The 23,755-nt window shown below is 54.4% G+C and carries 20 protein-coding genes; 11 read left to right on the forward strand and 9 right to left on the reverse strand.

Translation table 11 applies throughout. From position 1 onward, the window contains the following. The first annotated feature begins 13 nt into the window (after positions 1-13). Complete coding sequence (locus PMI35_RS13320) at positions 14-1,366, forward strand: MFS transporter (protein WP_008060983.1); 1,353 nt, start codon at positions 14-16, stop codon at positions 1,364-1,366. On the opposite strand, the gene PMI35_RS13315 is transcribed toward PMI35_RS13320, so the two are convergent. After that, positions 1,359-2,144 (reverse strand): alpha/beta fold hydrolase, encoded by a 786-nt coding sequence (locus tag PMI35_RS13315; protein ID WP_008060985.1) that lies wholly within the window; start codon positions 2,142-2,144, stop codon positions 1,359-1,361. The genes PMI35_RS13320 and PMI35_RS13315 overlap by 8 nt on opposite strands. Positions 2,145-2,234: 90 nt before the next feature. On the opposite strand from PMI35_RS13315, the gene PMI35_RS13310 reads away from it, so the two are divergent. Both PMI35_RS13310 and PMI35_RS13305 read left to right on the forward strand, forming a co-directional pair. Next, the gene (locus PMI35_RS13310) at positions 2,235-3,206 is read left to right on the forward strand and encodes an XdhC family protein (protein WP_008060987.1); all 972 of its coding nucleotides are present in this window, start codon (positions 2,235-2,237) and stop codon (positions 3,204-3,206) included. A 178-nt stretch (positions 3,207-3,384) separates the two neighbouring features. After that, positions 3,385-4,239, forward strand: coding sequence for a helix-turn-helix transcriptional regulator (locus tag PMI35_RS13305; RefSeq protein WP_008060989.1), 855 nt, complete (start codon positions 3,385-3,387; stop codon positions 4,237-4,239). Positions 4,240-4,342: 103 nt separating this feature from the next. Here the strand turns inward: PMI35_RS13305 and PMI35_RS13300 are convergent, their stop codons facing one another. The 3 genes from PMI35_RS13300 to PMI35_RS13295 all read right to left on the reverse strand — a co-directional run bounded on the left by PMI35_RS13300 (position 4,343) and on the right by PMI35_RS13295 (position 6,784). Then, complete coding sequence (locus PMI35_RS13300; RefSeq protein WP_008060991.1) at positions 4,343-4,633, reverse strand: DUF6388 family protein; 291 nt, start codon at positions 4,631-4,633, stop codon at positions 4,343-4,345. A 71-nt stretch (positions 4,634-4,704) separates the two neighbouring features. Then, on the reverse strand, positions 4,705-5,448 hold the full coding sequence (locus tag PMI35_RS34050; RefSeq protein WP_008060993.1) for an SPOR domain-containing protein: 744 nt from the start codon (positions 5,446-5,448) through the stop codon (positions 4,705-4,707). Positions 5,449-5,893: 445 nt separating this feature from the next. After that, positions 5,894-6,784, reverse strand: coding sequence for a LysR family transcriptional regulator (locus PMI35_RS13295; RefSeq protein WP_008060995.1), 891 nt, complete (start codon positions 6,782-6,784; stop codon positions 5,894-5,896). 109 nt (positions 6,785-6,893) lie between these two features. Here PMI35_RS13295 and PMI35_RS13290 point away from each other — a divergent pair, with 109 nt between their 5' ends. Together PMI35_RS13290 and PMI35_RS13285 are read left to right on the forward strand one after the other, a co-directional pair. Next, positions 6,894-7,901, forward strand: a complete 1,008-nt coding sequence (locus tag PMI35_RS13290) for a zinc-binding alcohol dehydrogenase family protein (RefSeq protein ID WP_008060997.1) — start codon at positions 6,894-6,896, stop codon at positions 7,899-7,901. Between the two features lie 82 nt (positions 7,902-7,983). Then, positions 7,984-8,292 carry a putative quinol monooxygenase gene (locus PMI35_RS13285; protein WP_008060998.1) on the forward strand — a complete coding sequence of 103 codons (309 nt, stop codon included), beginning with the start codon at positions 7,984-7,986 and terminating at the stop codon, positions 8,290-8,292. Between the two features lie 54 nt (positions 8,293-8,346). Here PMI35_RS13285 and PMI35_RS13280 read toward each other — a convergent pair whose 3' ends face one another. Then, positions 8,347-9,330: an LLM class oxidoreductase gene (locus tag PMI35_RS13280; protein ID WP_008060999.1), complete on the reverse strand. Its 984-nt coding sequence runs from the start codon at positions 9,328-9,330 to the stop codon at positions 8,347-8,349. Positions 9,331-10,082: 752 nt separating this feature from the next. Between PMI35_RS13280 and PMI35_RS13275 the strand changes: the two genes are divergently transcribed. Next, the gene (locus PMI35_RS13275) at positions 10,083-11,390 is read left to right on the forward strand and encodes an OprD family porin (protein WP_008061000.1); all 1,308 of its coding nucleotides are present in this window, start codon (positions 10,083-10,085) and stop codon (positions 11,388-11,390) included. 319 nt (positions 11,391-11,709) lie between these two features. Further along, complete coding sequence (locus PMI35_RS13265; protein ID WP_008061002.1) at positions 11,710-12,525, forward strand: CmcJ/NvfI family oxidoreductase; 816 nt, start codon at positions 11,710-11,712, stop codon at positions 12,523-12,525. A gap of 229 nt (positions 12,526-12,754) precedes the next feature. Here PMI35_RS13265 and PMI35_RS13260 read toward each other — a convergent pair whose 3' ends face one another. The 3 genes from PMI35_RS13260 to PMI35_RS13245 all read right to left on the reverse strand — a co-directional run bounded on the left by PMI35_RS13260 (position 12,755) and on the right by PMI35_RS13245 (position 15,454). Beyond that, a complete protein-coding gene (locus PMI35_RS13260; protein ID WP_008061008.1) occupies positions 12,755-13,855 on the reverse strand; it encodes a low temperature requirement protein A in 1,101 nt (366 codons plus the stop codon). Between the two features lie 517 nt (positions 13,856-14,372). Continuing rightward, positions 14,373-14,900 (reverse strand): DsbA family protein, encoded by a 528-nt coding sequence (locus PMI35_RS13250; RefSeq protein WP_008061011.1) that lies wholly within the window; start codon positions 14,898-14,900, stop codon positions 14,373-14,375. 11 nt (positions 14,901-14,911) lie between these two features. Beyond that, on the reverse strand, positions 14,912-15,454 hold the full coding sequence (locus PMI35_RS13245; protein WP_008061013.1) for a redoxin domain-containing protein: 543 nt from the start codon (positions 15,452-15,454) through the stop codon (positions 14,912-14,914). 728 nt (positions 15,455-16,182) lie between these two features. On the opposite strand from PMI35_RS13245, the gene PMI35_RS13240 reads away from it, so the two are divergent. From PMI35_RS13240 to PMI35_RS13230, 4 genes are all read left to right on the forward strand, one after another. After that, positions 16,183-18,948: an AAA family ATPase gene (locus tag PMI35_RS13240; RefSeq protein ID WP_443200782.1), complete on the forward strand. Its 2,766-nt coding sequence runs from the start codon at positions 16,183-16,185 to the stop codon at positions 18,946-18,948. A 192-nt stretch (positions 18,949-19,140) separates the two neighbouring features. Next, complete coding sequence (locus PMI35_RS13235; protein ID WP_050562625.1) at positions 19,141-19,575, forward strand: phosphate-starvation-inducible PsiE family protein; 435 nt, start codon at positions 19,141-19,143, stop codon at positions 19,573-19,575. A gap of 106 nt (positions 19,576-19,681) precedes the next feature. Then, positions 19,682-19,822, forward strand: coding sequence for a hypothetical protein (locus tag PMI35_RS34960; RefSeq protein ID WP_008061019.1), 141 nt, complete (start codon positions 19,682-19,684; stop codon positions 19,820-19,822). Positions 19,823-21,684: 1,862 nt separating this feature from the next. Next, entirely contained in the window at positions 21,685-21,945 is a 261-nt protein-coding gene (locus tag PMI35_RS13230; RefSeq protein WP_008061020.1) for a DUF1329 domain-containing protein, read from the forward strand. A gap of 130 nt (positions 21,946-22,075) precedes the next feature. Here the strand turns inward: PMI35_RS13230 and PMI35_RS13225 are convergent, their stop codons facing one another. Beyond that, positions 22,076-23,266 (reverse strand): lipid-transfer protein, encoded by a 1,191-nt coding sequence (locus PMI35_RS13225; RefSeq protein WP_008061021.1) that lies wholly within the window; start codon positions 23,264-23,266, stop codon positions 22,076-22,078. Positions 23,267-23,755 lie beyond the last annotated feature (489 nt).

The raw sequence follows: 23,755 nt of genomic DNA on the forward strand, positions 1-23,755 counted from the left end.
GTGTGAGGCAACCATGACTACGACAACAACAATAACTGCATCACCCACCAGCGCCGCTATCGATACACCGCAGATTCCACCGGGTAAGGCTTTGCTCGCGGCATTTGCCTCGACATTCGGCTGGGCGCTGGATTTGTTTGACCTGTTCATTCTGCTCTATGTGGCGCCGATCATTGGCCGCCTGTTCTTCCCCTCGGACACCCCGACACTGTCGCTGGCCGCCGTGTACGCCTCGTTCGCCGTGGCCTTGCTGGTGCGTCCACTGGGCTCGGCGATCTTTGGCGCGTATGCCGACAAACACGGTCGCAAGCGTGCGCTGATGGTATCGATGGTCGGCGTCGGTATTTCCACGGCACTGTTTGGCGTGTTGCCAACCATTCACCAGGTCGGGGTGTTGGCCCCGATACTGTTTTTGGTATTGCGGGTGATTCAGGGCATTTTCGTTGGCGGCATCGTCGCTTCCACTCACACCATCGGCACCGAATCCATCTCGCCGCGCTATCGCGGCTTGATGTCCGGGTTGATCGGTGGCGCCGGTGCCGGCATGGGCGCGTTGTTGGCGTCAGCCACTTATCTGGTGTTGTCGCAGATCTTTCCCGGAGGTGAATTTGATGTCTGGGGCTGGCGCTGCATGTTCTTCTGCGGTCTGCTCAGCACCTTTTTCGGGCTGGTGATGTTCCGTTACCTGGAAGAAACCCCGGTCTGGCAGCAACTGCAACAAGCGCGTAAAAACAAGGGGCCGACGGTCGTGGTCGTGTCGCCACTCAAGCGTCTGTTCGGTCGTGAGTACCGCGCCGTGATGCTGGTCAATCTGCTCATTACCTTCGGCGGCGGTGCCACGTATTACCTGGCCTGCGGTTATCTGCCGACATTGCTCAACGTGGTCGCCAAAGTGCCTCATACCCAGACTTCGCAGCTGCTCATGTATGGGTCGGTGGCAACCATTGTCGGAGCACTGGCCTTCGGTTACCTGAGTGACCTGATCGGTCGCAAGAAGACCTTCATGCTGCTGGGTGTGATCAACCTGGTGGGCCTGCCCATGATGTTCCTTGGGGTCGCCGAACCGGGTTCGCTGACCCGCACTGCGCTGTATTGCATGGGCATAGGCTTCATGGGCGGGGCGATCATCGCGCCTATCCTGATCTTCCTCAACGAACGCTTTGCCACCGAGCTGCGAGCCAGCGGCACCGGATTGTCCTGGAACATCGGTTTCGCCCTCGGCGGAACCATGCCGACCTTTGTGTCTCTGGTCAGCAGCAGCCCCGCGCAGATCCCCATGGTACTGGCGTTTTTTGCCGTCGGTCTGTCTGTGATCTACCTGATTGGCAGTGTGGTGATTCCAGAAACCCAAGGCAATTTCAAATAAAGGCGGGGAGGTGCTCCAGGAATTCGCAGATCAGCTGCAAGGTCTGCTCGGACGCTTCGGTCTGGGGAAAGTGCCGACAGTTATCCAGTAACACACATCGGCAGGGTCCAGGCACCTGCCGCTGGATGACCACCAGTTGCTCGGGCGTCGCGTAGTGGTCTTCGCGACCCTGGATGACCAGCAGCGGTTTTTCGATATAAGCCAACTGCGTTTCGAGATCGTCCAGGGAAAAGTCCGGGTGCAACCAACTGTCGCTCCAGCCGTGAAAAGCACCGTCGACATTGCTCCCATGGTGGCGCGCCAGGCGTTCGCGCAATTCGCCCTGATGCCAAGCCTCAGTGGTATGGCGAATGCCATCGAGGCTTTCGGTCTCGACAATCACGTGAGGCGCCAATGCAATGCTGCCCAACACGCGCGGAACGTTGGCGGCGGCATAGGCCAGGACGATGGATGCGCCGTCACTGTGACCGAGCAAGACCACTTGCGGCAGTTGCAAGGCATCGAGCAGTTGCCGCAGTTCACGAGGCCCGTCGCTGCTCAGGTAGTTCAGCGGACGCGGCAGGGTTACCGGGCTCGATTGCCCATAACCCTGACGGCTGTAAGTGACTACACCGTAACCGCTGGCCTGGGCCAGGCGCTGGGGAAAGTCTTTCCATTGATCGGCGCTTCCGAGGCCTTCGTGCAGCAGCACAAGCGTCGGTCGCGATGGGTCAGCCGCAGGGATTTGGCGATATTCCAGGCGCAGCGGCCCAAGTTGCAAAAATTGTTGTGGCGACATGTTGAATCAACGATTGAACAAGGTTGCTCGCAGGTTACCGTAAACGTAACCCTGCATGCAGCACCACGCTTTGCTTGAGGTACAGAAAACATGCGTCATCTCGATGTTCAGGTGATCGACCAGGCACTGCAATGGGCTCGCGCTGGGCAGGCACAGTGGCTGTGCACGGTGCTCTCCACCTATGGCTCGGCGCCGCGTGCGCCGGGTGCGATGCTGGTGACCAACGGCTCGGGCGAACACGTCGGCTCGCTGTCGGGTGGCTGCGTCGAAGAGGAGTTTCTCGAAAGTCTGGCGCGCGGCGAATTACGCGAACCGGCACAGATCGTCAGTTATGGCGACAGCGTCGAGCAACGCCACCGCCTGAGGTTGCCCTGTGGTGGCGTGCTGATAGTGCTGGTCGAACACCGCGCTGCCAGCCTTGAATGGATCGCACACCTGGAGAGTCTGCAAGCGGCGTTACTCGGTCAGCGACGTCTGCAGCGCCATATCGAGCTGAGCAGCGGTGCCTTGCGCCTGGATCCGGACGCGGGCCACGGCAGCGAACGGGTACAAGTCGACGACGAAAGGGTGCGCATCAGCGTTGGCCCGGCGTTACGCCTGATTCTGGCAGGGCTCTCGCCGGTCGCTGAAGTTTGCGCCAGTTTCGCCCGAGCCATCGGCTGCGAAGTTATCGCCTGCGACCCCCGGGAAGAGATGCTGCATGTACATCTTGAAGGCGTGGAGATGCAACGTGTGCTGCCCTCAATGTTCATTGCCGCCGGAGGTTGCCACGCGGCGACCGCGGTAGTGGCGCTGACTCACGATCCGCGAATCGACGATCTGGCACTGATGGAAGCGGTGCACACGCCGGCGTTTTACATCGGCGCCATGGGGTCCCTGGCAACCTCGGACAAACGCGCCGAGCGGCTCAAGCGCATCGGTGGTCTCACGGATGAACAGATTGCCCGTTTGCACATGCCCATCGGCCTCGACCTGGGCAGCAAAGCCCCGGCGGAAATCGCCCTGGCGGTGGTGGCCGATATCCTGCGCGTGTATCACGGCAAAGAGCGTCATGCCTTGTAAGACGGTTTTTCCGACGAGTGTGGGGGCTGCGAAAGTCGAGGTAGACGCTCGGTCATTCGCGCGCGATAGTGGTTTGCTGAACCATAGAGCGATCGCCGGTGTTGAGAAATAGATAGACGCCCCGATGATATGCATTGAGGTCGATAACGATATCGCTTCATGCGAGCGGAGAAATCTGATGTCCATTGCCCAACGGGTTTTCCACGGCAGGTTTGGACGGGTCGCCTTGTTGAATATGGATCGTTCGCTGGTCACCCACACCCATTCCGAATGCCATGTGCTGGTCAAAGTGTCTGGCGAAGACACTTACTTCAACGTTAACGGTCGGCGGGTACCGCTCAGCGATCGCACGGCGGTGCTGGTCAACGCCTGGGAGCCGCATTTCTACGATCCGCAGCCGGATGCCGGTGCCACCCTGATCCTGGCGCTCTACATCGAGCCCGCCTGGCTGGCCACTGCCCAGCAGTCGCTGGCGCTCAGCGGTCGGCCGGACTTTTTTGCCCAGTCGTGCATCGAGCTGTCGAGTCGTAATCGCACCTTGGCTGACATCCTGGTTGCCGAAGCGCATGGCTGCGGGATTGTTCCGAAAGAGCGCATGGAATTCATGCTGTTTGATTTCCTGATCGAGCTGATCGAGGACTTTTCCAGCTGGCGGCATTTGTCGCTACTGGGTGCGCCGAACTCAGGTGAGTTCCGGGACGCACGCGTGCGCCGTGGCACCGCCTGGTTGCTTGAGCACCTCGATGATCCGAACCCGATCGACAACGCCGCACGGGCTTGTGGTCTGTCGCGGGCGCACTTTTTTGCGCTGTTCAAGAAAGATACCGGCATGACGCCGACCCTGCTGCTTAACGACGCGCGCATGCGCCGGGCTTTTGCCTGGCTTGAGCGTGAGCGCAGTGGAACATTGGGCCTGTTGTCGGAGAACCTCGGGTTCTCCGAGCAAGGTCATTTCACACGGTTTTTCCGTCAGCACATCGGAGCTTCACCCAGCCAGTATCGGCGAGTAGTGGATTGTTATCCGACGGTTTGAATCGAGAGAAGGGCGGGGTATTGGGCAATACTCCCGTCGGTGAAGTTAGTCGTTTATCTACAGCATTGGAGGCGTGTATAGGCTACGAAAGTTATAGAGTGGACTAATCGTCCAGAAACTCATAAATCTCTTTCATGCGTTCTTCACGCATCAACTCAAGCTCTTCATTAGTGTTGGCTACCCATTGGAGAGTGAAGTCCCAACAATCGCAGTCATGAGCGTCTGCTTCTGTTTCAAATGCTTCTTGCAGGAATTTCTGGCGATATTCTTGGGGCGACAGCCCGCAACTTTCAGCGAGGCTGTAGTTCAACTCGCTGAGTTCAAGCTGGAGCCATAAGTTGGCGTCCAGGAATTTCTTCAGAGCGTGTTCGGCTCTGAATTCTTTTGCGATCATGAAATATTCTCTTGTGGCATGAAAAATGTGGCGGGTTGTACGAGGTCGGCCCAGCGCTAAATCGGACTATGTCAATTTCCTGCCATCATCCATCCTCGAACGCCATGACTCTCACTCAACTCTTTCACGACTCGAGCTGCGTCTTGTTTTTGTCTATACGGGCCGATGACGACAAAGTTGTTTTCTTTACGCGCTACCGGTAATTCCAGTTGCTTAATGGCATTTGTGGCGCGATGACGGCTGGGTGTGTTCAACGCTATTTCGATCACCCACAAGCCGGATGAAGGCGTGGTTGAAGCTTCTTTTTTAGCGTGGAGAATATAGCTACCGCACGTTAAGCACGGGCTTTCCAGCGTGATTAACGACCCAGGAACGGAGCGAAAGACGTGCCATTGCGGATCAGAGGTTTTTTTGCGGGCGAAGAGCACCAGGAGCAGGCCGGTAGAAGCAATCAGGCCGCTAAGGATAATTGTCCAATTGCGTGCTTGTGTGGGCAGTGAAGGCAGCGAAAAAACTGGCGATTCGTCTGGATTTTCGATCAAAAACTGTGCGGCGTGAGCCTCCGTTGAGTCGGGTATGGGGGATTCGTTTTCCGCAAGGGGCGTGAGCCCGTCGGAATATTTCGTAGTGAGGTTTGTTACAACTTCATTAGCGGTGTCATCGATGAGCTGTTTTAGCTTTGTCACGTTTTTCTGGATGTATGAATTGTCGACATTGTTTTCACAAAGTGGTCCTATGGCTGTGTACGTCCATAATAATGCTGATAGTTGCCCTACAACGCCCGTTACCAGGAAACCCAAGCCAAGCTTTCGCACGGCACCATCTCCAAATCAAATGAATAGTTATTTGTCCCATTTCTTTCTGATAAAGCATGGTTCTATTGTTTATCCTGGGATGGTCTGGATTCTTGAGCGCGTCAGTGTGCCCAAGCGCCAAAATAAGTTGGCTTCTTTTTTGTTGTTTTAAAGAACATCGGGCTTGCACTTTATAGAATGCTGGTTGACGAAAAAGGCTCAGGTGAGCGAAAAAAAATGGTATCAGATGGGTTGTTATGCTGGCCTATTGAAACACTTGTATTTGAGGTGAATTTTGTGGCCGAAGTAACTGGCCAAAGATTTAGGTCATACCTATGCACTTGCTATAAAGGAAAGGACTGTTAGCCGGCCCTTTACGGTACGGACAGGGAGAAGCTATTGAATTTTTTGTCACCCTTTCAAACGATGCCGGTGCCCAGCGCTACATCAATTGTCGTCATTCGGTTCAACTGCGCTTCAGCGCAGAAAACTGACCACTCAACCACGTATAAAGCTGGGAAACCGCAGGGCTGATCTGCTTGCGATGCGGGCACACCAGACTCAACGGCGAAGCTTCGCCAGGAAAATCCGGCAGCAGCACAAGCAGGCGCCCAGTGGCGATATCGGCACTGACATCCAGCCAGGATTTGTAGGCGATACCTTCACCGTCCAACGACCAGCGTCGCACGACATCGGCGTCATCGCTGAACAGTGGCCCTGAAACCTGCACGGTTTGCCCGCCCAGGTTCCACTTGTCGTAGACCCGGCCATTTTGCAGATAGAGCAGGCAGTGATGCTTGCTCAAGTCATCCGGCGTTTGGGGAGAACCGCAGCGTTGCACATACTCTGGCGAGGCAACAAGCACCCGCTGGTTCCACGGTGCAAGCGGCAGTGCCACGTAGTTGGCGTCTTCATTCGGGCCGTATCGAATCGCCACGTCCACCGGGTCGCGAAACAGATTGGCCATCTGGTCTGACAGGAAAAAACGCAACGTCAATTCTGGATGCTGACGGCGGAACAGCGTCAGCCACGGCAGCAGTATGTTGCGCCCCAGATCGGAGGGTGCTGTCACCTGCAGGACGCCCCGCAGCGTGGCGTTCTTACCACGCAAATTTTCCTTGCCTTGCTGCAGGGTCTCAAGCACTGAGTGGGCGGTGGGCAGATATTGCTCGCCTTCGGCAGTCAATCGCAGGCTGCGAGTGGTGCGGGCGAACAGGCGTACGTCCAGCTCGCGCTCCAGACGTTTGATGGCGGCGGCGACCTGACCAGGCAATAGATCAGCCTCCAGCGCCGCTGCGGTGAAACTGCCCAGCGCGGCGCTGCGGATGAATAAACCGAGATCATCGATGCGGATCATTTTCACTCCTGCAGTGAAAGTGTTGGCGCATTCTGCTTGTTTTTCTTTGTACTTGGGAAGTCGAAGATGGCTGCAAACGAGTGCATCACCCTTCAGACAGCGAGTGTTTATGAAAGCCATCACCTTTACCGAACACGCTTTGCCCATCGACAATCCACACGCATTGATCGACATCAGCCTCCCGGTGCCCACGCCTGGTCCACGGGATCTGCTGGTCGAAGTTCGCGCGGTGTCAGTGAATCCGGTCGATACCAAGGTGCGCGCCGGAACTTTCACAAAAGAACCGAAAATCCTCGGCTGGGATGCCACAGGCATTGTCCGCGAGATCGGCTCTGAAGTGACGTTGTTTCAGCCGGGCGATGAAGTGTTCTATGCCGGCTCGATTGCCCGCACCGGCAGCTACAGCGAATTCCATCTGGTCGATGAGCGGATCGTCGGGCACAAGCCTCGGTCATTGAGTGCCGCCGATGCGGCAGCGTTGCCGTTGACCTCGATCACTGCCTGGGAATTGTTGTTTGACCGGCTCGGTGTCGTCGAGGCTTCGGGGGAGGGCAAGTACCTGTTGATCACCGGAGCGGCTGGGGGCGTCGGTTCGATGCTGGTGCAACTGGCACGACAGCTGACCCGCCTTACCGTCATCGGAACTGCCTCACGCCAGGAAACCGCTGATTGGGTGCGGCAGTTGGGCGCGCATCACGTGATTGATCATAGCCAGCCACTGCTCGCACAGTTGCAAGCGCTCGGCGTGCCGGAGATCGACTATGTCGCCAGCCTGACTCACACCGAACAGCACTTTGCACAACTGATCGACGTTCTCAAGCCGCAAGGGCGTCTGGGTGTGATTGACGATCCCGACAGCCTCGACGTGATGCCGCTCAAGCGCAAGTCGCTGTCGTTGCATTGGGAGCTGATGTTCACCCGCTCGCTGTACGAAACCCCGGACATGATCAACCAGCATCACCTGCTCAATCGGGTCAGCGCTCTGATTGACCAAGGTGTTCTGCAAACCACTGTGGGCGAGCACTTCGGTGCAATCAATGCGGCAAACATGCGTCGTGCCCATGCGCTAGTCGAGAGCGGCAAGGCCCGGGGCAAGATCGTTCTCGAAGGTTTCTGATTTCACTTAAGGCGGGTCGCTTGCGGGCCCGCTGAACCGCCTGCGGCATCACTTGCCATTTTTCAATGTTGGAGCGTTGACGATGAATTCGTCCAGTAACGTGTTGGTATCGATTGCCGTGCTAAAGGCCAAGGCAGGCAAAGAGCTGGCATTGAAACAAGAACTGCTGGCGTTGGTAGAGCCGACCCGAGCAGAGCCGGGCAATCTCGATTATGTGTTGTTCAAGCTGCGCGACGAGCAGGACACGTTCTACATGCGCGAGGCTTTCAGGGATCAGACGGCGCTGGATGCGCATTTTTCGATGCCTTACTTTCAGCGCTTTGCCGCCACGGCACATGACCTGCTCGAAGAGCCGTTGCAACTGATATTCCTTGAGCAGGTATCGGCCTGATGATTCAACCAGTTGAACCGCACCACCTCGGCCGGCGTGGAGGCGGCCGGCGGATCAATTCGCTTCAGGACGCGGCTGTACTCCGAATTGCGGAACGATGTGAGTGCCCAGCTCCTCAATGACTTGCGCAGCAGGGCGCTTTCCGTATTTGAGATTCAGGATAACGTGGTCCACTCCGATTTCCTCAAGCGACTCCAGCAAAAACCGGAGATGGTAGTGTCCAAGTTTGAACCCCAAATGAATGCGAGTGGGCGGCGTGGACGGGTTCTCATCGAGGTCGATGTAAAGCGACTGAGTGAAGGGCTTATAGACTGAACCACATTGCTTCATGACCTCCAGCCGCCAATCTTCCACGATCAGTCGCTGCATTTTCGGTTGGCGTGGATAGTTGATCCATCCGGTGCTTTCGCGCGCGATCCAATCCAGTGACTGGCGACTATTCCCGGTCACGAGCATTGGAATAACTTGGGTCGTGGGTTTCGGAATGAGGTCTGCGCCCTGCATCTCACCATCGCTCCAGCGAATGGGCTCGAAGCTGGTGCTGTGGGCTTTGCGAATCACCTCGTAATGCTCCCGAAAGATTTCTGCGCGCCTTTCGGGATCAACGCCAAAAGCCGAAAACTCAACAGGGCGATCGCCGGAAGCTACACCCAGAATCAAGCGACCTGCGCTCAACTGATCGACGCTGGCTGATGCCTTGGCCGTGTGCAGAGGATGGTGTAACGGGATGGCAATGGATGCGGTGCCAAGCGCTATCTCCGACGTATGAGCGGCCATATAGCCCAGGTATACCCAGGGGTCGAAGACTTGGCCGACATCACCGAAATTAGGGTCCCGAAGAGGCACATCGCGAAACCAGAGCGCGCAGAAGCCCAGCGCCTCTGCTCGTTTGGCCAATGCGACCTGGTTGAGCATACTCGGAGTGTCCCCATCGAAGGCCTCCAAAGGAAAGAACAATCCCAGGCTCAAATGACCCGGAGTGAAGGTTCGGCTGAACCCTCGATGCTCCTGATAAGGAGTCGTGCTCGGCCGATACATACTCATCTTCCTCAATGGGGAGAACGTGAACAGCGCCCCTGTTTCCAGAGGTGCTGCGGCATCGGTCGCTTGGGAACGACAGGTGGGGTAGTGGGTGCAATCTTTGCCCGTTGCGCCGTACATGCTGATCGGGTCGACCGGGTGAGGGACAGTTGCTGGCAAAACGCGCGGGCAGGCCCGGATTGGCGATGAACGGACGGTCAAAATAAATTAGATCGTTCCGGCCCGATACATCGCCTGAGCAAAAGCATGGGGACCATCCAACAAGCGTAGGCGGCATTGCGGGGAACCGCCATGTTCGTCGTCCGTCTCGGTACCTGTTGCAGATGATTACACCGCAGTCTGGGCCTTGGACGTCGTGATCGCCGCGCCGCGGGTTGCTAGAGAGGACAGTCGTCAGGTCAGCCCGCTGAGCCTTTGGATACTCGACCGACAATTGTGTCCGGCCCCAGTCCTGAAATTCAGACGATAAGATAAATTTTCAGACCGCAACGCAGAACTCCATTTCCCCAGGCAAGGCACTCCCTGCGCCTTTCTCACACAATCCGCTCTAACGCTATCGCGCTGCATAACAGAAACAGGTGCGATGAGCGACTTTGGAACTTGCATTAACAATATTAACTTGATGCAGGAGGGGCGAGGCATCGTCGATTTCTCGTTTTCAGCAGGATATTAAGAATAATAAAAAACGCGCACCTGAAAATCTTGCGTTGCTTCTATTACTTTAAAATAACAAATGGAGCGCTATATAAATGAGTGGAAAAACAATAACTGCAAGTTCGGTGTTTCTTAGTATTACCCTGAGTGCCCAGGTGCATGCGGACTTCCTGAGTGACAGCAAAGCCACCTTGGGAATGAGAAACTTCTACTTCAATAACGACAACCGCGATGGCGTTGCCGCACCTTCCAAAACCGAAGAATGGGCGCAGGGTTTCATGCTGGACTTCAAATCGGGCTATACCGATGGAATTGTTGGCTTTGGTGTCGATGGCCTGGGGTTGCTGGGAGTTACCTTGGACAGTGGCAAAGGACGGCATGTCGGTAGCAGCATGATGCCTTCTGACGGTGACAACCGTGCCGTCGAAGAGTGGAGCCGGCTGGGGCTGACCGTAAAAGGCAAAATGTCGAAAACTGAACTTCGCTACGGCACTTTGATTCCGAAACTCCCAATTCTGGTCGCCAACGATGGGCGCGTACTTCCACAAACCTTCGAGGGCGGTCAAATCACCTCGAGCGAGTTCAAAGGGCTGACCTTGACTGGAGGTCGTATCGAACATGCAACAGGACGTGGTTCGAGCGATCAGACGGGGTTGGCCGTTGCCGGTGGTACGCGGGAAAGCAATCAGTTTGACTTCGCCGGGGGCGATTGGAACATCACCAAGGCTCTGACAGCTCAGTACTACTACGCCAGCCTCGACAACTACTATACGCAGCATTTTATGGGATTAATTCACACCCTTGCCCTCTCGGACAATCAGTCCCTAAAAACCGACCTGCGCTATTTCAAAACTGACTCGTCAGGGGCAAATAGCTCCGGTACGTCAGGCTACAGAATGAGTGGCTACACCAAAGACGGTAGTGGAGAGATCGACAACCGCACCTGGAGTGCCGCGTTGATTTATACACTGGGTGGCCACGCGATTACTGCGGGGTACCAAAGTGTGTCGGATGGCAGCAACTTCACTCAACTCAGCCAGGGTAGCCTGGTAGACAAGGGCGCCGGTGGAGCAAGCCTGTACTTGTATACAGACCGCCTTATCCAAACTTTCACCCGCGCAGGGGAGCGCACAGCTTTCGGTCAGTATGCTTACGACTTCGCCGCTCTGGGTGTCCCTGGCCTGAAAGGCTCTGTCATGTACCTCTCCGGTGATAATATTAAAACTACCTCAGGCAACAACCAAAAGGAATGGGAAAGAGACATTAGTCTGGACTACGTCCTTCAATCCGGAGCGCTCAAAGGCGTAGGGTTCGGCTGGCGTAACGGCAAGTCCAACAGCGAAGCATCTCGTAACGTAGATCAGAATCGTGTTTTTGTGAGTTATAGCATTCCGCTTTTCTAGATAGTCGTGCGGGAAGTTTGATTCAACCAACGTCCGAACCCGTCATGGCAGACAAACGAATGTAAAGGGCGGGCCGGGATATCGGATGCTCATGATCGGCGCAGACCCGGAGTGCGACGCGCCAGTCATGGTCAAGCTGGTCGTCGATGCCGAGGTAACAGTGGTCCTTTTTTACCAGTCGGGAGCCATGCACCTCGGGCTAAATTTGATAGTGTCCATTCGAAGGCATACGATTGAGCGGGAAGGTGCCTACGTACAAGTTACAGCTCCGCCACGGTGACACCACGCCTGAAGCGGTCAGCAGACTGGGAGGTGTTACTTGAAGCACACAACTGATACGCCCGCTAGCGTCATTACGACACTTACCTACCTGGTCAAGCACGATGCGAAGCCCTATGTGCATACCGAGGCGCTGACCGGTAACAGTGAACCGCACTATTTTGCTGAGCAGGAGGAGCGCGAGGTCACGATACACAACGGTCGTCCGTTGGCAGACAGCCTGTCTCTGGACAAGCAGGGGTTTGAACTCCATCGGCGGGATACGGTGGTCGACGATCTCTACGACGATACCTCAGTGGAAAGCATCTACTATGACGAGGTCAAGGCCTTGATCAAGGAGTTGACGGGCGCGAGCCGGGTCGTCATCTTCGACCACACTAGGCGCAGCGACGCCGAGCGGCGGGATATTCGCGGTCCAGCCAGCCGTGTGCATAATGACTACACCGACCGCTCGGGGCCTGAGCGTATTCGCGACGTGCTGGGTCAGGATCAAGCCGCCACACTGGTGTCGGTGGCCCAGATTAACCTCTGGCGCCCGATGAGCGGGCCCGTCAAGCGCTCACCGCTGGCCGTATTGGACGCCTCGACACTCAACTCCAATGACCTGCTGGCCACCGACTTGGTCTATCCGGATCGTATCGGTGAGATCTACCACCTGGCCTACAATCCGCAACAGCGCTGGTACTATTTTCCGGACATGCGCCGTGACGAAGTCTTGCTGATCAAGGGGTATGACTCACGTCACGACGGCCGTGCCCGCTTCACGCCCCATACCGCCTTCAAAGACCCCAATACGCCGCCGGGAGCCCCGCCGCGCGAGAGTATCGAAGTTCGCACCCTGGCCTTCTTTGATTAGGTTTTTGCCGCTTGGCGCGGGCCTCCCGCCGCGCGGTGTTTCCCCCCGTGCTTTACCATGCGACCACCCGCTTCTCGTTGGTAGGGATGTATAGCGACTGGGCGAAGGGTTTGAACAGCTAACCACATTCAGCACGATCCGCAGTGCGTCAGTCCTCGACAATCAGCTGCTGAGTCTTTGGTGCGCGCGGATAGCTGATCCACCCGTGATATGGCCCAACTTTAAAGATTCAACGATACCTGAAGTTTAATAAAACATAACAGATCATGGTTACTGTCAGGCCGACCAATATGTACTCGACGCGGGGTAGGAATATAACCAAACCACCTAGAGAAAACACGATCAAGGTGTTTTGTAGTATGTATTTCCTTATTTTAGGTACCGCTATGAAGTAGCCATATTGCTTGCCTAAGAAAAATAAGGCCATGCCGATGATTGACGTAATCTGGAAATCGCGCATTGCAATGTCATTTAGGATCGCATGCCTGATCAAATTTGCGAGAAGTGCTAGCCCCATAAATAGAAAAAGGTGCGAGTAGATTAATGAGTGTCCACTCATACTACTTTCATTTTTGCTCAGTAGGTAAAAGCTATCAAAATAGATCCACCAGATACTGCAAATCATGATAAATCCGGTGATTGCCGCCATCACATTATAACGATCCCATTGGATGTCAGATAACCCTCCAGAAAGGCTAATTACCGACTCGCCCAATAAGATAAGGGTGAGTAAACCTAGTCGTTCAACCAAGTGTTCTGTATGTGCGGGTAATGGCTTTAGCTTACCCCAAGAAAATAAAGGGAGCAGAATGTCGAGAAAAATCCCAATGTAAGCGACAAGGTAACGCATAGGTGGGTCAAAAAGAATGGATGAAAGACTAATCACTGCGCTAACTAACAGGGCGAAGCCAAGCCTGGAGGAGAATTCGCTACGGTGATCAAATTTATTTATGGACGAAATGTACATAATGCTGATGATGGCACGTATACCAAAATAGCAGGCAATAACAAGCGCATAGTTTACTTCCAATTCTTCCCCAATCCGTGCAGACAGCACAATGAGCAGCAACATTAAAAATAATGTTGCCAAGCGGTGAAGACTACTGTCTGTATCAAACCTATTTGAGTAAATCGTGTGGCTGGACCAGATCCACCATAATGGAACAAAAAGCAGTAAAAATGTCCATAATTGCTCCTGTTCAAAGTGGCCGTGATGAAGATGTCCGAGAGTATGAGTAACCTTGCCAATTGCTACAACAAAAATCAGGTCAAAAAACAACTCTAACCATGTGGCGTGTCGATTTTTTTCATAATACTTCAAAGATTTCATTCGCTGCTGGCTCCGTGTGCACCTCTTTAATGTAGAAGGAAACTAACGGATAAGCGAACGGGTGGACGGGTATAGGCGTCAACCTTGCGGCGGTCGCAAAAACTGAGTGCAACACCTGACCTAGTCCACCACCACGTCTGTTAGTACGGTCAATACAGAATCCAGCGTGCCATCGGGCCGATAGCAACATTGCGCACGGGCGGACCTTAACGGGCAACTGGGCTGCTGTTCCGCCAACCATTCATTCAGCGCCTCGACCAGGACACGCGCCTCGACTATGGAATCTTCCGAGTTGTCAAAAATTAACATCGCCATTTTTTATGTCCTCGGTTCGCTGGGCTGATATTTTCGTGCCGCTGCTTTATGAGCGATGCTTATCGTTGGCAGCACCGTGGATTCTTCAATCTCCCGTATTGAAATATTATCGAATGCACACCTGGTGCGCTGCGCAATGGGGCACGTTCGCCCTCGGCTACGGTGTGGGTGATGCCAAGCGATTCACTATCTAGCGATTTCGTCAACTCACTAACGAAAGCTCAATCATCTGACTCATCTCGGTGAACTCTGGAGCCCCGTCATAGCGAAGCCCGTCAATGTAAAACGCTGGGGTGCCATTCACGCCGCTCCGTACGCCGCCATTAAAATCGGATTTTATTTTGGGTACGTAGGTACCGTCTTGCATGGCAAGATAGAGTTCTTCGTCGGAGAGGCCATGTTTTAGAGCGATGGCCCGAAACAGCGGCAGGCCCAATCGATCCTGATTTTCATACAATTCGTCGTGAGCCTCCCAGAAGAATCCTCGACTCCCGGCATACTCAGCGGTGACGGCTGCACCCATCGCATGCGGGTGAGCGGTGGTCAGTGGAAAGTTACGGAACACAAACTGCAGATCATCGCGAAAATGCTGCTGTAGCTTTTTGACGACCCAATACGCTAAACCGCAGTAGGGACATTCATAGTCGCCAAATTCCACCAAGGTGACTTTGGCATGCCCACTTCCTTGGCGATGGTCGTTGGCACTTACCGGGACTTTGAGAGTGGCCATGTGATCACCTGCTAATTTTTGGTTGGCGCGCTTTGGGGCGAACTCGCCAGAGCATCCAGCGCATCCAGAATGCCGTCCGCCCCAGGGTTGATTGCCATCGGTGAGATGTAGCTCCAGGCGATCACTCCCTCCTTGTCAATCACGAACAGCGCCCGCTTACAAACTCCCAGGTGGGAGTCGTACGCTCCATACTGTCGAGCCACAGCCCCTTTGGGCTCAAAATCGGCGAGCAGGCTGAAGTGAAAATTCCGATCTTTGGAAAAGGCCTGATGACACCAAGCGCTGTCAACCGAGATACCCAGTAGCGTCGCACCGTATTCTCTGAATGTGGGTAGCAACTGGTTGTACAAGGTCAGTTGGTCGCCACAAACCGAAGTCCAGTCTGCGGGATAAAACGCCAGTATCACGGGATTTCCCTTTAGCTCGCGTAGCGACAACTGCTGATCAGGGGTTGCGTACAGAGTGAAGTCGGGCGCGACAGTGCCGGCTGACAGCGGTCCCTGAACCAGGTCGTCATTCGTTTCTTTTGCAACATCCAATTCTGAAGTGTTCATTGCTTGAGCCCTGATAGATAGGTGGGTGGGATCTACTCAGGGGGGATACGACTTTCCCGGCGGGATAACTCCATCCACCATCAAGGGATTTATTAAGGCAACGATGCCTCGATCTCAGCCTGAGCCTGAGTGTTTTCGGCAGCGAAACGTTCACGATCCGCGTCAAGAAGCACGACGACGTTCGCCGTGTTTTCGCGGTATTTGGATTGAGGGCCATGTGGGTAGCGCAACGGCAGGATTCGCTCTGGCTCACCAATGACTATAGTCGCTATTGTCGCTTGCCGTAGTCGCTGAACGCATTTTCGGTTTCCACAGCAAGGCCTCGCGCTAATTCTGTTGCCCATCCGCCTTCACCGTAATCGCCCGGTCCTCTCATTGCTGATCGATTCCCCCCGCGAATCCCGACATCGAAGCGTTGCTCGATCACTGGTGATTCCCTAGCCTCATTTGCTGATGAGTTGGTGGTTTACGACTGGCGGTATTTTTGAGCACGAATTTATCAGACGTCGTTCGTCGGTATCCTGGGTCGCCCATAGCGTGTTTTGATGAGATCCGACTATCTTTAATGGATGGCGTCGTCTGCCGAGTCTGCCATTCCCTCCCACGTAATCGTCTTCCTGACCAAGGTCAGCGTACTGCGGATCTCATGCCCCTATTTCTTGAGCACCGTTTGCGGGTACGTAGATCCATCTGAATGAGTCCGTGTTATCCATCTTTGGAGACAACTCATCATGGCTACTCTCTGTGAAATATGTAATGCGAGACCAGCGGTCGCGCGAGTGACCGTATCGCAAAATGGCCAAGCCAGGACAATGTCGATTTGCGACCACGATTACCGTCAACTCTTACGCCATCAAAGCATGTTGAATCCATTCGATTCTCTGCTGGGCGGGGGAGTGTCTCGCTTTTTCGACAGCATGGGCGGAGCAAAGGATCAGGGGGGCGATGACCTCAGGCTCTCTGCGCAAGTGCCTCGTGAATCTGTCGATGCAACCGATGCATTCAGTTCCCAGACGCTGGAAATCCTGCAACGCGCGGGTGAGAAAGCCCATGAGCTCAACCGTAGCGAGCTCGATACCGAGCACTTGTTGTATGTGCTGGCGGATACCGATGTGGGTACGGCGTTGCTCAAGGAGCTGAAGCTTTCTGCGGACGAGATCAAAGGCTACATCGATCAACATGCTCAGAAAGGCACGGCGCAGGACCAGTCACCGGTGGACCGGATGAGCATTTCGCCCCGGTTGAAGAAAGTGTTCAATTCTGCGTTCCAGGCGTCTCGTGATTTAGGACATTCGTACGTTGGCCCGGAGCATCTGTTGATCGGGCTTGCCTCTGTACCAGACAGTATTGCCGGGACATTGCTTAAAAAATACGGCGTAACGCCTGAAGCCTTGCGGCAGAAGGTGGTCAAGGTAGTGGGTAAGGGCGCTGAGGATGGGCGAGTCGATACCCCGACGGGAACACCGACACTCGACAAGTTCGGTCGCGACCTGACGTCACTGGCTCGTGAGGGCAAACTCGATCCCGTACTGGGGCGCGCGCAGGAAATCGAAAATACCATTGAGGTGCTGGCGCGGCGCAGAAAGAACAATCCAGTTCTTATCGGCGAACCTGGCGTCGGTAAAACCGCCATCGTCGAAGGGCTTGCACAACGAATAGTGAAGGGCGATGTCCCTGAGATCTTGCGTGGCAGACGGCTTGTTGAAGTCAATCTGAACTCAATGGTTGCAGGCTCCAAATATCGTGGTGAATTTGAGGAGCGAGCCAAGCAATTGCTTGATGAAGTCGCCGCAAAAAGCTCGGAGCTTATTCTGTTCATCGATGAGTTACATACGATCGTCGGTGCGGGGCAGGGTGGTGAGGAGGGCGGCCTGGACATTGCCAACGTGCTGAAACCCGCATTGGCGCGCGGGGAGCTCAGTTTGATCGGTGCGACGACACTCAATGAGTATCAAAAGCACATCGAAAAAGACGCAGCGCTTGAACGACGTTTTCAGCCTGTGCTGATAGCCGAGCCCACCGTCGAACAGACCATCATTATCCTGCGTGGGCTGCGCGACAAACTTGAGGCTCACCATCAGGTCACATTCGCCGATGAAGCATTTGTGGCGGCAGCAGAGCTGTCGGATCGTTACATCACCTCGCGCTATCTGCCGGATAAGGCCATTGACCTCATCGATCAGGCAGCGGCCCGCGTTCGAATCAGTTCCTCCTCGAGGCCGGCTGGCATTCAGGAGCTGGAAGCCGAAATCACCCAACTCAAACGTGAACAGGACTATGCATCCTCCCGTAAACGTTTTGATGAATCCAAAGGCTTCGAAGAGCGCATTGGTCAAAAACAAGCGCAACTGGGAGAGGAAACAGAAGCCTGGGAGCGCAAGACAGGTTCCGAAACCCTTGAGGTGACCCTCGAGTCGATTGCCGAGGTGCTGTCCCGTCTCACCGGTATTCCTGTGACCGAGCTTACGCAGGAGGAGCGTCAAAAGCTGATGAATATGGAAGACACGCTGCGTGATCGGCTGGTCGGGCAGGAAGATGCTGTTCGCGCGGTCAGCGATGCCGTTCGTTTGTCTCGAGCCGGCCTTGGCCAGGCCAACAGACCGATTGCCACGTTTCTCTTTCTTGGCCCTACGGGCGTCGGCAAAACCGAACTTGCCAAAGCGTTGGCAGAAACGGTGTTCGGTGACGAGCAATCGATCATTCGTATTGATATGTCGGAGTACATGGAGCGTCATGCGGTTGCCCGGTTGATCGGTGCGCCACCCGGTTACGTGGGATACGACGAAGGCGGGCAGTTGACAGAGCGTGTCCGCCGCAAGCCCTACAGTGTGATTCTGCTCGACGAGATCGAGAAGGCGCATCCCGACGTGAACAACGTATTGCTGCAGGTATTCGACGATGGGCGTCTCACGGACGGCAAGGGACGTGTCGTGGATTTCAGCAATACGATCATCATTGCCACCAGCAACCTGGGCTCTCCCGTGATCATGGAGAATCTTGAGCGCCCAGAAGATGAACGCCTTACGGATAAAGCGTTACGTGATGAATTGATGGGAGTCCTGAAAGGGCATTTTCGTCCCGAATTCCTGAACCGTATTGATGACATCATCGTGTTCCATGCCCTTACCCGTGACAACATCCGATCGATTGTGAGTATTCAGCTTGATCGGGTCATTCGAACCGCATCTGCACAGAACATCACAGTGAAAATTGCTGACTCACTCATTGATCATCTGGCGGATGTTGGTTATCAGCCTGAGTTTGGCGCGCGTGAGTTGAAACGTCAGATTCGCCAGGCCGTCGAAACGCGGCTTGCGAAGGAAATGCTCGCTGACAAGCTGCAAGCCGGCGACAGCGTTGAGTTGGGTTACGACAAGGAGCGTAGCGAAGTGGTCTTCAATAAGGTGGAGGTGGATGCGCCAAAGACCGCCGAAAAGGGTAGTCCTCCAGACCAGCCAGATGATCTGGCACCTGTTGCGGAGACTGGGACTTAGCCTCAACACACTCACGTAACCTGGGAGCGGGCCTGTTGATCACGACGTGCAATGATCTACTGGATCCTCAAATGCCTGGATGAGCCCGGCAGACTGAAGACGCAAGTGTGGAGGATTATCGTGCCAAAGCCTGATTCTGAAGGGCGTGAGTGCAACTCGACGCTGAAAAATTTCAGACTTCAGTGGGCGCTGATGAATGCGTACGAACGTTTCGAACAATTGGTTGTTCTTGCGCTCAGTCTCATCATCGCGTCTGTGATCATGATGGCGCTACTGCAGCTCTGTCGCAGGGTTGTGCCGTTGGTGATCGGTGGTGCGATTGACCCTCTAGATCACGATGTTTTCCAGGCCCTCTTTGGTTCAATCTTCACCGTGCTGATAGCCCTGGAGTTTAAGCATTCGATTGTACGCCCGGCCCTACGACGCAACAGCATCGTTCAGGTTCGCACAGTGCTGTTGATCGCCTTGCTGGCGCTCAGCCGGAAGTTCGTTATTCTCGATTCTGCCGCTACTCCTGCGCTCACCATTGCCGCACTAGGATTTGCCACCCTGGTGCTCGGCATCGTCTGCTGGCTCTTACGAGAGCGTGATAAGGATGACTTGCGAGAGAGTGATAAGGATGAATAGCTACAAGGGTTACGCAATGCCGACATTTTTTTAGCGAGAGCACCCCGGTATAGCCGTGCCGTACGCATTATCAGTGACACTGTGTGGCGGAACCGCACCGTATCTTATGGCCGCGATGGCCGCGATGGCCGCGATGGCCGGATGGGGCTATGGGCACTTGTTCTGGATCTACCTGACGGTGATCAGCGCCATCAGTGCCGGGGTCTATTTGCGCATGCCAGAAACCAAGGACCTGCCACTGCGCTAATTGTTTAGAGTTACACCGATACAACCAAACGCCTGATGCACCGCATCGGGCGTTTGGTATTTCAGTAATGAATAAGAAGGGCGAGGGCGGTTTTCGCTGTTGCACAATGCTTCAATGCGATTAAAATCTATCCAAACTTAGCTCAACTAAATAGATGTTTAGTTGAGTTGTAGTTTTCGAGTTACCAATTTGCGCCTTGAAGAGACCTAAAGTACCGGTTTGCAATCGATGGTTTCGAAAGCACACGTATCACCAGCATGGAGCTCTCAGCTAAGAGCTTTCTTGCTGGCTTGAAAAGCGTAGATCTCTAGCATCCTGTAAACCTGTTTTTTGATCTGTTAACTACAGTGGTTAACAGATCAAAAAACAGGTTTACAACGGCAACCGCGCTTCTGGGCCTACGTGATGAGGCCGGACATGTGGATGCGGTTTTGGGTCGGGGACAGGCCGAGGACCAGTGCACGTTATTGAGCTTTTCAATAAACCAAATCCTGGAGCAGCTCCCAGGGAAGCTGGTGGCCACAGTAGCTCTACGGACTATCGGAATGTAAATCAGCCGGGACTGTTCATTTCCGCGAATGGCAGGCCTTGAAATCCGTGCACCAACTCCATGCTGAACGCTGCAGATTTCACACAGCGTCGTGCTAGTAAGTGGGCGCTGCAATGTCAGTAATACCGTAAACGAACAAGCTGTCTCCAAAAAATTACTCAAATCAAACGAATAGGCGAATTCGCATACGGTGCATGATCAGCCGATCAAGGGTGACATTTCTGGATTCGCTGCTCATGACGTAAAATCGGGCACGATAGCGGCCGCAAAGGCTGTGCCAGAGCCTGTAGCGCGCAGATGATTGCCGGACAGTTATCTGTAAGCATCCGTGAACATGAGGCGAATGGCTCGATTTACACAATTACTTCCCATTTTTTTACACGTTACTTCTGCGAACTGATGGCTTGATCTCCAGCACAAGTATTTCTGCGCAGTAGAAGGTTCAGGAACAAAAGGTCGCATGGGCCGCACGGAATGAGCTCTGAAGCCTGCAGAAGTAAAGTCTTTTCATGGCAGCGAAGCACCCACGCTAGGGATTTAGTTCTCAAAATGAAAAGAGATTACTTCCGAGAGCTGTTCTGGCAGGATTAAATCTGGCCGGCAGACGCTCCCACGTCAGGATAGATCACTACGCATAATGTATATTATGTTAAATAGCACATCCTCTCCGTTTCCCTACCGTCCACTTCTTGCGACTCCGCCAATTTGAAACTTTTCGTGCTGAGTTCGACCTCCGCTGACCCTTCTGTGATCAAAATTTGAAACTCAAACGGATGGCATTCGGTAAAAGTGAAACTCTCCAGCACGCAAGAAGAACTGATTCTTCAGATAAATCCAAGCGCAATCGTTTGATAAGCATCGTCAGAGACTAATCACTCGTTTGGTTTCACGGTGCTAGGCCAATCTCAGTCACCAGAAAAAATGGTCTTGCCCGGCGTTGCGTTGCAGATGGACGGCGTGCCGCTTTGGGTGAGACTGCCTGTGTGCCTTCTCCTGTGTGTGCTACTTTATGACAAATACTCAGGGAGCGTTCTCGTGCGATCCCGTAGACGCGTAAGCTTTCAATTGCAATTTCTGACAAAGCGCTGCTCGATCGACTGCGATCTGATGCTAAACACTTACTACGTCATTTTCCTACGGTTAATGACATGATCCTAGCCGGGAGAATTGAGGAGGACCGAGAACTGCTCTCGAGGGATCTTGTCGAACCGGTTTTCAGCTCAATGATTGACGACTAAAATGCTGCAATTGATTTGTTATCCGCTGAGTCAGTCGTACATACATATCTAACTATGAAGGTTTCGAGATAAGCATGAGCAAGAAATCTCCGTCACTCTCTGTCTCTGACATCTACGATAGCCGCGGTGAGCTGTGGCGTCTCCAGGAAGAATACCTGGCTCCCTACCATGATGCAGAACTTACCTACTTCGCCGGTGAGGCCACCTACGACTTGATTGCTGGACGTTATGCGGTCAACAACATCAGCAATGGTACCAAAACCAAATGGATCTGGAACGAGCAATTGTCCAAGTCAAACTTCACGCCAGCGGAACTCAAGCGCATCGGTAAGTAAAAAAAAGGGGAGCCTTGAGGCTCCCCTTTTTTTGGATAGTTTTCCTGCTTCACCGCTAGCGTTACATCCCCATTACTACGTACGGCTAATAGGTGGAAATGCGCGCCATCACGGGCGCGCAGTTGACGCGTCAGTTGCGCCCGTACAACGTGACAACACAGGTGCCACCCAGGCCCAGGTTGTGCTGCAGGGCAATGTTAACGCCCTCAACCTGACGTGCGTTGGCGGTACCGCGCAGCTGATGTGTCAGTTCATAACATTGCGCCAGGCCCGTAGCGCCAAGCGGGTGCCCTTTGGACAGCAGACCGCCGGACGGGTTCGTCACTACCTGGCCACCATAGGTGTTCTGGCCATCCAGAATGAATTGCTCTGCACCACCTACACTACACAATCCCAGTGCCTCGTAGGTGAGCAATTCATTGTGCGCAAAGCAGTCATGCAGTTCTACAACACGGATATCCGCCGGATCGACCCCGGACTTCTCATAGACTTCAGCAGCGGCGCGTTGCGCCATATTGAAACCTACGACTTCGATCATCGACCGTGCCTCAAAGCATACTGGACGATCAGTGGTCTGAGCCTGCGCCAGAATCACGACATCAGTACGAAGCCCGTGTTTGCGTGCAAACTCCTCAGAGCAGATGATCGCCGCGGCGCCACCACAAGTCGGCGGACACGCCATAAGGCGAGTCATGACGCCGGGCCACATCATTTTGTCGTTCATCACATCTTCAGTCGTGACGACCTTGCGGAACAGGGCCAACGGATTGTTCGCTGCGTGACGGCTCGCCTTGGCGCGAATCGCCGCGAAAGTGGACAGCTGGGTGCCGTATTTTTGCATGTGTTCACGACCCGCCCCCCCAAAGGCCACGAGGGCGCCCGGCACGCCGACGGCGTCACTGGTCAACTCATCAATCAGATCCTGGGTCATGTGGGTCGAAGCTCGGGGACGATCATCCCAATGACCTTTCAAGGCGCCGGCCTGCATTTGCTCAAAGCCAAAAGCCAGCACGCAATCGGCAGCGCCGCTTTCGACGGCCTGACGCGCAAGAAACAGGGCGCTGGAACCCGTAGCGCAGTTGTTGTTGACGTTGAAGATCGGGATTCCTGACATACCGACGTGGTAGAGGGCTGCCTGGCCGCAGGTCGAATCACCATAGACATAACCGGCATAGGCCTGCTGAACAAGGCCGTAGTCAAGGCCAGCATCCTTCAGGGCCAATTTTACGGCCTCAGCGCCCATCTCGATGTAAGTGCCACTGGCACCCGGTTTGGCGAACGGAATCATACCAACACCAGCAACGTAAACTTTTCTCGACATCATGTTCTCCGCAGTTATAGAGGTTGCTGCTCGCCTTTTTCGCGAGTGAATTGCAACCGGTTCATTACCAGCTTTTATCGTTACGAAGTGACTGGGTCCGCGTCCCTGCCCACTATGGGTGGGTGAGCGGGACTAACCGATCTGGAAAGCGCTGACCCACCCACAAAAGGTGGTGTTTTCTGATGTCGTGGAAGCCAACACTTGGCAGCTGTCGATTTGGTTTCTCCCGCTGGGTGACCGGATTCGCTTCCTACAGTTTTCGTAGGAGCAGCCTCATTTTCGACGTTGCGGGCGGTCACCCTCCTCTGTCGGAAAAAGAATCTGCTCCTACTTTTTTATTTCCATTCTGGGCTCCCCCATTCACTCCAACAGGAGACTCCCCAATGCTCGAAGCCTATGTTCGACACGTACATGCACGCGCCGAGGAAGGCCTGCCGCCTCTGGCGCTGAATGCCGATCAAACCGGCGGCCTGGTCGAGCTGCTGAAAA

The sequence above is a fragment of the Pseudomonas sp. GM78 genome, assembly GCF_000282475.1.
Lineage (GTDB): Bacteria > Pseudomonadota > Gammaproteobacteria > Pseudomonadales > Pseudomonadaceae > Aquipseudomonas.

Excerpts from the sequence above, each read along its gene's own strand:
- PMI35_RS13320 (WP_008060983.1), top strand. The coding sequence starts at position 14 with ATGACTACGACAACAACAATAACTGCATCACCCACCAGCGCCGCTATC.
- PMI35_RS13315 (WP_008060985.1), bottom strand. The coding sequence starts at position 2,144 with ATGTCGCCACAACAATTTTTGCAACTTGGGCCGCTGCGCCTGGAATAT.
- PMI35_RS13310 (WP_008060987.1), top strand. The coding sequence starts at position 2,235 with ATGCGTCATCTCGATGTTCAGGTGATCGACCAGGCACTGCAATGGGCT.
- PMI35_RS13305 (WP_008060989.1), top strand. The coding sequence starts at position 3,385 with ATGTCCATTGCCCAACGGGTTTTCCACGGCAGGTTTGGACGGGTCGCC.
- PMI35_RS13300 (WP_008060991.1), bottom strand. The coding sequence starts at position 4,633 with ATGATCGCAAAAGAATTCAGAGCCGAACACGCTCTGAAGAAATTCCTG.
- PMI35_RS13295 (WP_008060995.1), bottom strand. The coding sequence starts at position 6,784 with ATGATCCGCATCGATGATCTCGGTTTATTCATCCGCAGCGCCGCGCTG.
- PMI35_RS13290 (WP_008060997.1), top strand. The coding sequence starts at position 6,894 with ATGAAAGCCATCACCTTTACCGAACACGCTTTGCCCATCGACAATCCA.
- PMI35_RS13285 (WP_008060998.1), top strand. The coding sequence starts at position 7,984 with ATGAATTCGTCCAGTAACGTGTTGGTATCGATTGCCGTGCTAAAGGCC.
- PMI35_RS13280 (WP_008060999.1), bottom strand. The coding sequence starts at position 9,330 with ATGTATCGGCCGAGCACGACTCCTTATCAGGAGCATCGAGGGTTCAGC.
- PMI35_RS13275 (WP_008061000.1), top strand. The coding sequence starts at position 10,083 with ATGAGTGGAAAAACAATAACTGCAAGTTCGGTGTTTCTTAGTATTACC.
- PMI35_RS13260 (WP_008061008.1), bottom strand. The coding sequence starts at position 13,855 with ATGAAATCTTTGAAGTATTATGAAAAAAATCGACACGCCACATGGTTA.
- PMI35_RS13250 (WP_008061011.1), bottom strand. The coding sequence starts at position 14,900 with ATGGCCACTCTCAAAGTCCCGGTAAGTGCCAACGACCATCGCCAAGGA.
- PMI35_RS13245 (WP_008061013.1), bottom strand. The coding sequence starts at position 15,454 with ATGAACACTTCAGAATTGGATGTTGCAAAAGAAACGAATGACGACCTG.
- PMI35_RS13235 (WP_050562625.1), top strand. The coding sequence starts at position 19,141 with ATGAATGCGTACGAACGTTTCGAACAATTGGTTGTTCTTGCGCTCAGT.
- PMI35_RS34960 (WP_008061019.1), top strand. The coding sequence starts at position 19,682 with ATGGCCGCGATGGCCGCGATGGCCGCGATGGCCGGATGGGGCTATGGG.
- PMI35_RS13230 (WP_008061020.1), top strand. The coding sequence starts at position 21,685 with ATGAGCAAGAAATCTCCGTCACTCTCTGTCTCTGACATCTACGATAGC.
- PMI35_RS13225 (WP_008061021.1), bottom strand. The coding sequence starts at position 23,266 with ATGTCGAGAAAAGTTTACGTTGCTGGTGTTGGTATGATTCCGTTCGCC.